This is a genomic window from Alloacidobacterium dinghuense (genome assembly GCF_014274465.1).
Classification (GTDB): domain Bacteria; phylum Acidobacteriota; class Terriglobia; order Terriglobales; family Acidobacteriaceae; genus Alloacidobacterium; species Alloacidobacterium dinghuense.
The window spans coordinates 1102398-1114935 of the sequence record NZ_CP060394.1; the positions used below are offsets into that span (position 1 = coordinate 1102398).

Below are 12538 nucleotides of genomic sequence, written 5' to 3' on the forward strand. Positions count from 1 at the left end.
TTTATTAGTTATTAGCCATCCGAGATGATTTCTCCTTGACAGCTTAGGAGAGCCTGAGCTACTCTCCTAATCATTTTAGGAGGGATACATGGCCGACCAGGCTCAGATTCTTCCTGGCACACTCGATCTGCTCATTCTGAAAGCCGTCTCTCTAGGTCCTTTGCACGGATACGGTGTTCTTTTGCGTATTGGACAAATGTCGGGCCAGGCGCTGCTCATTGAACAGGGCGCGCTTTATCCCGCCTTGTTCCGTCTGGTGCGGCAGGGTCTGCTTAAGGCAAGCTGGGGCACATCAGAGAACAATCGGCGAGCTAAGTTCTATGAACTCACCGCGACCGGTCGCAAGCGCTTTCGCCAAGAGACCGAAGACTGGAACCGCCTGTCAACGGCTATGGCCGCGGCCCTCGCGGCCCAATCGGAGGAGATATGAAGTTTCTGGCATATTTCCTTTCCCTCGCCGGCAAGCTCGTGCGTCGTTCCCATATTCAATACGACATGGAGGAAGAGTTCTTGTCGCACATCCACTTCCGAATCGAAGACCTTGAGCGTTCGGGTCTTGATCGTGCCGAAGCCGAGCGTAGAGCGCGCATTGAGTTTGGAGGCTATGAGAAGTTCAGGCAGGAGAGCTACGAATCGCTCGGCAGCCATTTCTTCGAGACGCTTTTGCAGGATGCACGATTCAGTCTCCGTATCTTGAGGAAGTCCCCGGGGTTCACCATCATCTCCGTTTTGACGCTGGCCTTGGCAATTGGCGCAAACGCTGTTGTTTTTGCTGTATTGAACGCCATGATCCTGCGCCCGCTGAATGTGCCTCAGGCTCAGAGCCTTTATGCAATTGAGCGTGGGAGCGATAAGGCCATCAATCATTCATATCCTGATTATGTAGATTTGCGTGATCGCAACCGCAGCTTTGATGACTTGGCCGCTTATAACGTTACCGGCGCAGGTCTCGACACGGGTAAAGATCCATCCGGCGTCTGGTCTTTTGAAGTAACAGGGAATTACTTCGACGTGCTTAGGATTCGGCCCTATCTTGGCCGTTTCTTCCATCGCACAGATGAGCATGGACCAAACAGCGCGCCATACATCGTGCTCTCCTATGCCTATTGGCACAGCCACTTTCAGGATGATCGCAACGCTGTGGGTCGTGTAGTTCAACTGAACAGGCATCCCTTTACCATCCTCGGTGTAGCTCCACCTGAGTTCAAAGGGACTCTTTTATTTGCGGCTCCCGATATCTGGGTGCCGATCGTCAATCAGGAGCAAGTAGAGGGTACGAATGTCCTGAACGAGCGCGGATATCGTGGCATTTTGATGGTGATGGGACACCTTAAAAAGGGAGTCACTCCGCTACAGGCTATTTCTGACCTCAACTCTATCGGCGCTTACCTGGAAAAGAGTTACCCAAAAGACGATGGACAAATGACATTTTACTTAACGCGTCCATATCTTGCCGGAGACTGGCTGGGTGATCCAGTACGCGAATTCCTTGCAGGATTGATGTTGCTTGCCGGGCTGATTCTGCTCGCTGCATGCGCGAACCTAGGGAGCCTTTTCGCCGCACGAGCCGCAGATCGTGGGCGAGAGGTGGCTCTGCGGCTCGCGCTTGGTTCAAGTCGCAGACGAATTCTGCGACAGGTGTTCACTGAAGCTATCTTGATTTCGTTAATCGGAGGCATCATCGGATTGGCAGCCAGCGTGATGTTGTTGCGTTGGTTAAGCGTATGGAGACCGCTTCCAGGAGTATTCTCCCTTCATATACCTGCGGATCCGGACGCGAAAGTCTACGTGGTCGCTTTGCTATTGGCCTTCACGAGCGGCCTTCTCTTTGCCGCCGTGCCGGTAAGACAGATACTTCGAACGAATCCCTACGAGGTGGTCAAGTCAGGACCAGCCGGTAGGTTCACGCGTGCCACTGGAAGCCGGATTACGGTTCAAGACCTGTTGCTTGTCGCGCAAATTGCGATCTGCGCCGTGCTGGTCACGTCTTCGATGGTAGCCGTGCGCGGTCTCATACGTTCGCTGCACAGTAATTTTGGTTTTGAACCAAAGAACGCAATGCTTGTTGGCACCAACCTGATGATGGCTGGCTACAGCGGCGATCGTGCGCCTTTAATGCAGAAGCGCATGATCGAAGGTCTGAAGACGATTCCAGGTGTACAAGCTGTGGGTTTAGTAGACCGATCGCCGCTGTATTACGGCGCGAACAGTTCGAGCGTATTTACCGATACGACGACCGATCTCAGGCCCAAGAATGCCGTCGCCGAAGCCATGCTATACAACATATCCCCGGAATACTTCGATGCGGCAAGGACGGCATTGTTAGCAGGCAGGTCGCTCACTTGGCACGACGACAGAAACGCGTCACAAGTAGCGGTCGTGAACCGAGAGTTTGCAGATCGAATATTTGGCTCAGTAGCCGGTGCAGTTGGCGGATATTTCAAGAGGCGGGATGGAACGCGGATACAAGTCGTAGGAATCGTCGAAAACGGAAAATACGGCAGCATTACCGAAGATCTTCAGCCAGCCATGTTTCTACCCATCATGCAGCAAACGCCGGTGAACGAAACCTTGCTCGTGGTGCGCTCGAGCCGAGATCCGAAGCAACTCACTGCAGCCTTAAGAAGTAAACTGCATGAGTTAGACGCTGGCCTGCCAGCCGACATCCAAACGTGGGACCAACAACTCTATGGAGCCCTATTCGCCGCTCGTATGGCAACGATTTCGCTTGGCGTGCTCGGTGTTATGGGGGCGATGCTCTCGATAACGGGTATCTTTGGAATGGCTGCGTATTCAGTCAGCAAGCGCTTGCGGGAGCTGGGAATTCGCGTGGCCCTCGGTGCGCAGAGAGTGGAAGTCTTGCAGGCAGCGTTAGGACGGGCTTTCAAACTCCTGGCGCTCGGGTCTGCACTAGGATTGTTCCTAGGTCTTTTGGCAACCAAGGTTTTGGCTTTTATTGTGTATCAAGCAACGCCGCGCGATCCTCTGGTGCTGGCCGGCGTTGTTCTGATCATGCTGATCCTGGGTCTGGTTGCCACATGGATTCCAGCGCAACGCGCACTCTCCGTTAGCCCCTTGATTCTTCTCCGCGAGGAATAAACTCGCTCAGATAGTCCTATTCATTTGATGTCTTAGTTAGTTGAACCAGTTCGTGAAGGTTACGAAGGTCGTTTGCCAGGAGGCGGTGAAAAAGATGTTCTCCAGCCTCACGGCGGACCGAGAGTCTGCCTGCGCCATAAGCACGTGAGTGCAATCCACGCTGCACGGATTCGCAAATAGCTACATCTTCATCTTGAATGCGATCGCTGACGGTAACACTCTCAAGGTTGTAGCTCTCCTTGTTGTCGCTAATATCAGAAAAAAAGAAATCGAATTGGACGAGACATGTGTCCGCTGTGAGCGGAAGAACCAGGTTCGTATCCATGACGCCTTCGTATACGTTGATCATGAAGTTGGGATAGAGCCAATAGTAATAAGCACGATCGCCCGTCCTTGTCGTCCCGATGGAAGTATTGTCGTGTGTAGCAACCATTGGGCTTGTCTGCAGGCAGTAACGTTCGCTGTTCTCGATTGTGTACTCTTTGTAATCCAGAACACTGTTAAGCCCCTTGTGTAAGTGAGGTACGTGATATCCGCCATCCAGATAGTTATCCATGTAGACTTTCCAGTTACATGCGAGGGTATAGGTCTTTCTCTCGAAAAAGTGGATCTTGCTGAGAGAAAGTGGCGCTGTCCTTACCGGCAGGTCCCCAAGAAAGTGCTCAAGTGAGGGAGCATTTTCGTTCAGGGTGATAAACACGAATTGTTCCCAAGTAGCTGCACGAATTGGAACAAGGCCGTTCTCTGCGCGGTTGAAGTCGCGCACTCCTGCGAATTCCGGGGCTCCTTTCAAGGAACCATCCAGTCCATAGGTCCAACCATGATACGGGCAACGCAGATGATCAGCTATGCCACATGGAACATTGGCGACGGCGGTGGCATGATGCCGGCATACATTGTAGAAAGCTCGAAGCTCGCCGTCAGCCCCACGTACTACAATGAGGGGCTCTCCTGTCAGATTTATGGTGAAGAATTGACCAGGCACAGCGACTTGATCAACGCGTCCCACCGCAATCCAGTTGCGGCTGAAGATGCGTTCATGCTCCAAACTTGCGATTTGTTCATCCCGGTACCATGCTGCTGGTAACGTATAAGCCTCCTCCAGCAGGGCATCGGGATTGTAAAGATCCAATAGTTCGGAGAGTGGGGTGTGCATAATGTTCCTTCCGCGCAACGCGAGTCTAGGTTTGACTGTTTTTAAGACGTTCGGGGCGAGTTTACAGGAAATGCCTGCCCCGGAATTTTTGACTTCAAATCTTTAAAAGTCCTAGTGACTTTCGCCTTTGTTTCGCCTATGCTGTTTTTGTCTTATGTCGACAGCAGCACAGCTTCGCGCTCAAATTGAGGCCACACTTGCACATCGTGTTCCTGCGGCTTTCACACCAAAAATCAAACAACCGCCGGAGCTCTTTACGACTGGCATAGCGGAGGCAGACTCAATACTCGAAGGCGGGATTCCTTGCGGAAGTATTACGGAAATAAGTGGAGCGGCTTCAACAGGACGAACCTCGCTTGCACTTTCTGTTCTCTCTGGAATTACACAATCGGGGGCTGCCTGCGCTTGGGTAGATGTTAGCGATGCCCTGTCTCCCGAATCAGCGGCTGCGGCCGGCATTGTGCTACAAAGGCTGCTCTGGCTGCGCATCAATCCTGCAAAATCTGAACAAAGGGCATGTGATCCTCAGAGTGTAAGCCAAATTTCATTGCCAGCTACAAAGATAAGGCCGACTACTTATCAAAGCGGTGGCGGTCAGCACCCTCGAAATGAGATGCATGGAATGGATAGCGCTGTCTCGCTCCTCTTCAAAGGGGAAGGTGGTTTGTTACGTGATAAAAGCATAGGTACTCCTGGCAGAACAAATCGTCCCCTAACTGAACCGAGATGCGCAGCACCATTGCCCCGCGCTCAGCGCAACGAACAAGTGGCATACGATCGTCTGCCTGCCAGACGAGGCGAGTATTTCCTTCGAGAATTTGTTGACGTCAATCCGGCCGAACCCAGATTCAGCAGAAAAATGGCCACTAAACCTTTTCCATCAAGCGAAAACCCTTGGTCACGTCTGGATCAGGCGCTTAGAGCGACTGATCTGCTGCTCCAGGCTGGAGGTTTCGCTGCAATTGTGCTCGATATGAGCGATCTTACATCTTGGCATTTAATGCGCATTCCTTTGGCCACCTGGTATCGCTTCAGGCTTGCAGCCGAACAAGCACGTACTGCTCTAATTCTTCTTACCCCATCACCATGTGCAAGTAGTTGTGCTGCCCTTGTGCTTATCAGCGAGTCGGCAGGCAATCAGGCGTGGAGCAATGGTGAAACTCCACTCTTCCAGAATCAGCAATACACGCTGATACGAGAACGAAATCGGAATGAAAGCTCAGCAATCATCCAGAAGAAACCACCTGCCAGAGCCGAATGGCAGACCCAAACGGAATGGGCAAAGGTGCGGTGATGTATGCTGCTTTGCACACTCCGGACTTTAACGTTCAGTCCCTCACACAACAGCGACCGGAACTGCGCAAGAAGGCAGTGGCGTTAATTGATGGCGAGTCTCCGTTAGAAACGGTCTTCGCAACAAACAAGCAGGCCCGAGCATTGGGTATCCAGGAAGCGATGAGCCGTTTGCAAGCTGAATCCTTTGCTGGCGCAACTGTTTTGCGTCGAGATCGAGAGCGCGAAGAGGCCGGGCTCATAATCCTGCACACAATACTTTGTTGCTTCTCTCCACGCATTGAAGCGATTGAAGCTCATCCCGGGACATATGTGCTCGACATTCAAAACATGCATCGCCTGTTTGGAGATTCTGCGCAACTCGCGAACAAATTGCGCCGTAGAGTGATGGCAGCAGGTTTTCTGGTGAACATTGCGGTCTCACAGAACTTTCATGCCGCTTGTTGTCTTGCGCGTGGTAAGGCGGGGATCTCGGTTATTCCACCCCAGAACGAAGCGAAAGCATTAGGAGCGCTGCCTATATCTGTTCTAGATCCTGAGCCGGAGCAGGCAGAGACGCTCGCATCATGGGGAATTCGCACGCTCGCGGAACTCGCCTCTTTGCCCGAAATTGACCTCGTGTCTCGGATGGGGCAGAGCGGAAAGTTTCTGCATGCGCTTGCTCGCGGAGAATGGCCACACCTCATGGTTCCAATCGAGGCAGACCTTGAATCGAGATTGATAGAGAAAATTGAACTGGATTATCCAGTCGAGATGCTTGAGCCGTTGTTGTTCCTGCTGGCGCGAATGATTGACCAACTACTTAAGCGAGCAGCATCGCATTCGCGCGCTATTGCATCTCTGCAAGTCATCTTGAAATTGGAACGAGATGCAGATGGACGGTTTCAGGTTTACCGGCGCGTTGTCCGACCTGCACTGCCTCTGCAAGACCAACGAACGCTGCTCAAGCTTGTGCAGCTAGACCTGGAAACTCATCCACCAAAGGCCGCAATCATTGGGCTTGAACTTCGTGCGCAATCTGCAAAACCACATCGCGCACAGCATGGTTTATTCCTGCCCCAGTCTCCTGAGCCAGGAAGTCTAGAAGTACTACTGGCACGTCTGCGTAAGTTGCTGGGCAACGAGCGTGTCGGCTCACCGGAGTTACTCGACGAAAATAGGCGGGATGCATTTCACATGACGCCGTTTTCTCCATTATGTACGAAATTGCAGCAGCGACCCGCGTCCAGGTCGACGGCACTGCGCATATATCGTCCACCTCAATCTATCGGTGTTTTGCTAAATGGAACCGCGCCAGAGCATGTGTTTTGGAATGGCCAGAAATATGTTGTTGTTGAGCATGCCGGTCCTTGGCGTCTCAGCGGTCAATGGTGGTCTGAATCGACCTGGAACGGGGAACAATGGGATGTAAAGCTGGAAAACGGCAGTTCAATACAAACCTGCCGGATAGAGCGTGACCCCAACTCAAACTGCTGGTGCGTGCAAGGGACATATGACTGACTATGTTGAGCTTCACGCACGATCCGCTTTCAGCTTTCTTGAAGGCGCATCCCTGCCTGAAACTCTGATGGCATGTGCTGCCGATCTTGGAATGCCATCGATGGCTCTATTAGATCGCAATGGAATATACGGTGCGCCACGATTTCACGCGACAGGTCAGAAGTTAGGAATCAAAGCTCACATCGGAGCAGAAACTGCCGTCTCTGGTTTGGGGCAACGATCCGGGCCGCCGGCATATCTGCCTCACAAATGTCCTGTTGAACCAGTACGCCTGCCTCTGCTCGTGAAGTCGCGTGCTGGCTACCAGAACCTTTGTCGACTTATTACTCGCTTCAAGATGCGTGAAAGCACGAAAGCAGAAGGCTCAGCACTTGAAAGTGACATGAAGCAATTCAGTAAGGGGCTCGTCTGCCTCACAGGTGGTGACGAAGGCCCCTTCGCGGCTGCGCTTGCCGGCGGTGGATACGATGCAGCGTTGAAAGTCGTGGAGAATCTGGTAGGAATTTTTGGCCGGCGCAATGTTTACATAGAACTGCAGCGTCACTTCAACCGCGAGGAAGAGCATCGCAACCGTGCTGCTGTCAGTATTGCGCGATCATTAAACCTGCCTCTGCTGGCTACAGGTGGGATTAGTTACGCGACAGCATACGAACGCGAAGTAATGGATGTCTTTACCTGCATCCGTCATAAGAAGACGCTCGATACTGCAGGCCGTTTACTGGCAAACAATTCTGAGCGTCATCTACGTCCTGCCAATGAGATGCGGCAGTTGTTCTATGACTACCCGGAAGCGATTGCCAACACAAAAGAACTCTCGTCTCGTTTGCAGTATGAAATGAATGATCTCGGCTATCAGTTCCCAGGTTATCCGGTTCCAGGTGGGCAAACGATGGACTATTTTCTGCGCGAGCAAGTGAGCAAAGGAATACTTCTACGCTACTTGCCGAAGAACAATGCGAATCTTTTTATCAAAGCGCAAAAGCAGGCCGAGAGAGAATTGCGCTTAATCGAGCAGCTTGGGTTGGCGGGTTATTTCCTGATTGTTTGGGATATCGTGCAGTTCTGTAAACGCAATAGCATCCTTGTACAAGGGCGAGGTTCAGCAGCGAATAGTGTAGTTTGCTACGCGCTTGAGATCACCGCAATTGACCCAGTCGGCATGGGATTGCTTTTTGAAAGATTTCTATCGGAAGAGCGCGGAGAGTGGCCGGATATCGATATGGATCTGCCTAGCGATACAGATAGAGAGCGAGCCATTCAATACATCTACAAGCGTTATGGTGAGCTGGGTGCCGCCATGACCGCGAATGTCACGACCTATCGTGGAAAATCTGCATCCCGCGAGGCTGGCAAAGTGCTCGGTTTTGACCATGGCACTTTAGGCCGGTTGACCTCGCTGGTAGGAGCATGGGAATGGAAAGGCCCGGACGACACACTGGAAAACAGCTTCCGCGCTGCCTCCTTTGACCTCAGGCATCCACGAATTGCGAAATATCTGGAGCTATGTACGCGGATGCAGGACTTGCCGCGAAACCTGAGTCAGCATTCAGGCGGTATGGTGATCTGCCAGGGTCATCTCGATTCAGTAGTGCCTTTGGAACGTGCCTCCATGCCTGGCAGGACAGTCGTTCAGTGGGATAAGGAGGACTGTGCCGATATGAAGATCATTAAAGTTGATCTGCTGGGTCTAGGCATGATGGCAGTGATGAAGGATTGCGTGGAACTTGTCCCGCGTCATTACGGTGACCCTCTTGATCTGGCCCAACTCCCACAAGATCCAGAAGTTTATAAAACTCTTCAACGTGCGGACACAGTAGGGATGTTCCAGGTAGAGAGCCGCGCACAGATGTCCGCTCTGCCGCGCAATAAACCAGAAGAATTTTACGATCTGGTGGTACAAGTGGCCATCATCAGGCCGGGGCCAATCGTCGGCAAGATGATGAATCCCTACATGCTGCGCAGGCAGAAGAGGCAGGAGATTACATATCCCCACCCGCTGCTTGAGCCTGTGCTTAAGCGTACCCTTGGTGTGCCCCTCTTTCAGGAGCAACTGATTCGTATTGCAATGGTGGTGGCTGGTTTCACAGGTGGTGAGGCAGAAGAGTTGCGCCGAGCGGTTGGAATGCGTCGTTCACGCGAGAAAATGAAAGCTCTAGAAGGGAAACTTCGCAAAGGCATGACAGACAAGAATGTTACTCCGGAAGCTCAAGAGCAGATTGTGCAGGCCATCAGTTCATTTGCATTGTATGGGTTCCCTGAGTCTCATGCTGCCAGCTTCGCACTCATTGCATACGCCAGCGCATACATTAAGCAGCATTATCTTGCTGCGTTCACTTGTGCCATGCTCAATAATCAGCCGATGGGCTTTTATTCGCCTTCGACGTTGATAAATGATGCAAAACGTCACGGTTTGAAGGTTCTTCCCATAAATGTGCAGCATTCGGAGTGGCAATGCGCGCTGGAAGAGTTGAGCGACACTGAGAGAAGTAAGTACTCCGACCGACTCGCCCTGAGATGGGGTCTCAGATATATCAAAGGACTGCGCCAGCAGACTGGTGATTCCATTACTATCGCCAGAAAGGCAGATGGCCCGTTTATTTCTGAATACGATCTGCAGCGTCGTGTACCTGGCATCCGAAAGTCAGAGTTAACGTTGCTGGCAAGGGCTGGCGCGTTGAACTGGATAGGAGAAAAACATCATCGCCGCACAGCACTTTGGCGAGCTGAACGCGCTGGCCAGCCAACGGGACCCTTGTTTGAGAAGGTTGCAGATGCTTGCGAATTGGACATCTCAACCCCACTGGCTGCTATGACCACGGAGGAGCGTCTGGTAACGGATTTCAAGTTAACCGGGGCAACAAGTGATAAGCATCCTCTCTCATTCCATCGTGAGCGCATGAATAGCCTTGGTATCACCAAGGCCGCTGACCTGCATAGAGTGAAGGATGGCAAGCCCGCGAGAACAGCTGGATGTGTGATTGCTCGCCAACGGCCGGGAACTGCCAGCGGCTTCGTGTTTCTGAGCCTTGAAGATGAAAGCGGAATATCAAACGTAATCATTCACCCCAGTCTTTACGAGCAAAACAAAATAGTGGTCACTTCGGGCAAGATTTTGCTGGTCGAAGGAACAGTACAGAATCAAGATGGAGTTGTTTCAGTAAAAGCTTCCTCAATCCAACGTCTTGCTGTTAGCGCTGTTGATGTCAGGTCGCATGATTTTCACTGAGCGCTGTGAAGCTGCGCTCATGATTGCGTCCAGTTGCGCGCGTCCCAAGAGATCGCCAGCGATTCAATGGCGGCATTGGCTACGACCTTCTGAACCTGTGGCATTCGTGCAGGGACTGACCGGAATCCGTTAGCATTAAAGTGAGCATGGCCCGTAATCTTTACATTCTCGCCGGAACACTGTTACTATTCGCCCTGATTTCGTGTGGCATGACGTTGATCGGTAATGGGCAGACTGGACTTCCTGGGAATGGTTCCTTATGGAAGACAACTTCGCTGTTTCTTACGCTCGGCGGGTTAGTGATTGCGCTTTTCGGTGTAATGACTGCGATGTTTGAACAGGTGGACCGTCGAGCCGAAGAGCGGCGCTTTCAGGAGCGCCTAGGTATGCGTAGTCGTAAGCCTCGCAGCTAAGAAAAAGTTACAATAGATAAAGGGCCCAACCGCCCCTGAGAGAGCAAGCAACGACATGTATGAAGTAACTGTGGAGCGCGGGTTTTCCTCTGGGCATTACCTGCGCAATTACAAAGGCAAGTGCGAGAATCCGCACGGTCACAACTACAAGGTGCGCATCACATTACTTGGCGAGCGACTCGATCACGCAGGCCTTCTGCTCGATTTCAAGGATTTGAAGCAGGTGATGCGCCCGGTGATCGATCGCATTGATCACCAGATGCTGAATGAGTTGGAGCCGTTCACGGAGATTAACCCATCCGCAGAAAATCTCGCGCGTTATTTCTTTGAGGAAACGAACAAGCAGTTGGCAGAGATGACTGACGGACGGGTCCAAGTGAAAGATTGCACGATCTACGAAACAGACACCACTACGGCGACGTATTACGAGTAACGAGCCGTGTATCTGATTGAAATTTACAAATCAGTTCAAGGGGAATCAAGCTTTGCTGGTCGTCCCTGTATCTTCGTGCGTCTAGCAGGTTGTAACTTGCGCTGTTCCTGGTGCGACTCGGAATATACCTTCAAGGGCGGTTACAAACTCTCGGAAGACGAGATCGTGGCAGAGGTTGAGAAACTAGCTCCGGTGAAGCTGATCGAGTTTACCGGGGGCGAGCCTTTACTGCAGGAGCGCGAATTGGTTCCACTGATGGAACGATTGCTGGCCTCTGGATACGAGTTGATGATCGAAACCAGCGGTGAGCGGGCATTGGATCGCGTTCCTGTTGGCGTACATAAGATTGTTGATGTGAAATGCCCAGGATCAGGTGAGGGCGGTAGCTTTCGCTTAAGCAACCTCGAGTTCTTGACGAAGGGTGACGAGGTCAAATTCGTCATCACTGATCGTGTCGACTATGAGTTCGCTCGCAATTTCGTTCGACAGCATGCGCTTGAGGCCTGCGTTAGAAGTCTCTTGTTATCCCCCGCCTTCCACAAAGCGCCGTCGACAATGCGCAGCACGGAGAACTGCATGCTAGATCCGCGCGAGTTGGTGGAGTGGATGCTTGCGGATGGTGTGGATGCTCGGCTGAGTCTGCAGATTCACAAGTACATTTGGGAGCCGCAGAAAAAGGGCGTTTAGGCGTTGTCAGTGCTTTGGGAGCGGATCAGTAGATGCCCATCGAAGCTGAGGAGCATCAGTTCTCCGCTTTCACTGTGGTTGCGTCTGTAAATATTTGTCGAACGGAATTTCGAAATAAAACAGCTCTTTCCCATCGGCATCTCTTATCTGACGGAGCATCAGCTTTGCTCCTCGTAGAGGTGTTGAGCCCAGCCCCTGAATATCATAGAAAAGAAAGCCGGCACGGGTCGTGTGTGGCTCAACAACCAAGGCAGCATACTCAAACTCTGAAAAATCCTGCTCAACCTTGCCATTGGGAGTTTTTGGTTTGGTATGGATGTGGATTGGGCCAACCGGCACGGTGGCTCCTTCCTTATCGCGAAGAGAAATTCGGCGCTCGACATCGTCGGGTTCGGCGGCTGGAATTCGGTCTCCATGCGCACTGATGAAGTTAATACGCGCATCGTTCAGCGAAATGGGCCTGTCACCGCTGTTAGTGATAATGATGCGGATCGGTAGGAACTGGTGTTCGAGATAGTTCACCCTAAAGATCTTTACCTTTTCTTCCGTGTTATAGGGCTCGGCGGCAATGGCGACATGCTCGTCCTGATGGATATCGACGGCGGGATAGGTGGACGCATCCTTGGCTGCCGCCGGGCCATGCTCAAAAGCTGATGAACGTGCAATCAAACAGGCAACAAAGAACCCAAGGGAAAGAAAAGAACGAAAGCGAATCATCCTGTGGACGATTA

The 12538-nt window shown here is 52.0% G+C and carries 10 protein-coding genes; 8 read left to right on the forward strand and 2 right to left on the reverse strand.

All coding sequences use genetic code 11. The annotated features are described in order from the left end of the window. The first annotated feature begins 88 nt into the window (after positions 1-88). On the forward strand, positions 89-430 hold the full coding sequence (locus H7849_RS04430; protein WP_186744466.1) for a PadR family transcriptional regulator: 342 nt from the start codon (positions 89-91) through the stop codon (positions 428-430). Further along, positions 427-3099: an ABC transporter permease gene (locus H7849_RS04435; RefSeq protein ID WP_186744468.1), complete on the forward strand. Its 2673-nt coding sequence runs from the start codon at positions 427-429 to the stop codon at positions 3097-3099. Before H7849_RS04430 ends, H7849_RS04435 begins: the two co-directional genes overlap by 4 nt. A 16-nt stretch (positions 3100-3115) precedes the next feature. Here H7849_RS04435 and H7849_RS04440 read toward each other — a convergent pair whose 3' ends face one another. Beyond that, on the reverse strand, positions 3116-4255 hold the full coding sequence (locus H7849_RS04440) for an aromatic ring-hydroxylating oxygenase subunit alpha (protein ID WP_186744469.1): 1140 nt from the start codon (positions 4253-4255) through the stop codon (positions 3116-3118). Positions 4256-4409: 154 nt separating this feature from the next. Here H7849_RS04440 and H7849_RS04445 point away from each other — a divergent pair, with 154 nt between their 5' ends. The 6 genes from H7849_RS04445 to H7849_RS04470 all read left to right on the forward strand — a co-directional run bounded on the left by H7849_RS04445 (position 4410) and on the right by H7849_RS04470 (position 11807). Continuing rightward, positions 4410-5549 (forward strand): P-loop NTPase family protein, encoded by a 1140-nt coding sequence (locus H7849_RS04445; protein ID WP_186744471.1) that lies wholly within the window; start codon positions 4410-4412, stop codon positions 5547-5549. Next, positions 5513-7048 (forward strand): DNA polymerase Y family protein, encoded by a 1536-nt coding sequence (locus H7849_RS04450; RefSeq protein ID WP_186744473.1) that lies wholly within the window; start codon positions 5513-5515, stop codon positions 7046-7048. The genes H7849_RS04445 and H7849_RS04450 overlap by 37 nt, the downstream gene beginning before the upstream one ends. Further along, the gene (locus tag H7849_RS04455) at positions 7041-10274 is read left to right on the forward strand and encodes a DNA polymerase III subunit alpha (RefSeq protein WP_186744475.1); all 3234 of its coding nucleotides are present in this window, start codon (positions 7041-7043) and stop codon (positions 10272-10274) included. The genes H7849_RS04450 and H7849_RS04455 overlap by 8 nt, the downstream gene beginning before the upstream one ends. Positions 10275-10420: 146 nt before the next feature. Further along, a complete protein-coding gene (locus tag H7849_RS04460) occupies positions 10421-10687 on the forward strand; it encodes a hypothetical protein (RefSeq protein WP_186744476.1) in 267 nt (88 codons plus the stop codon). 55 nt (positions 10688-10742) lie between these two features. After that, positions 10743-11120 (forward strand): 6-carboxytetrahydropterin synthase QueD, encoded by a 378-nt coding sequence (gene queD, locus H7849_RS04465; protein ID WP_186744478.1) that lies wholly within the window; start codon positions 10743-10745, stop codon positions 11118-11120. Positions 11121-11126: 6 nt separating this feature from the next. Then, complete coding sequence (locus tag H7849_RS04470; protein WP_186744480.1) at positions 11127-11807, forward strand: 7-carboxy-7-deazaguanine synthase QueE; 681 nt, start codon at positions 11127-11129, stop codon at positions 11805-11807. Positions 11808-11876: 69 nt separating this feature from the next. Here the strand turns inward: H7849_RS04470 and H7849_RS04475 are convergent, their stop codons facing one another. Continuing rightward, complete coding sequence (locus tag H7849_RS04475) at positions 11877-12524, reverse strand: hypothetical protein (protein WP_186744482.1); 648 nt, start codon at positions 12522-12524, stop codon at positions 11877-11879. Positions 12525-12538 lie beyond the last annotated feature (14 nt).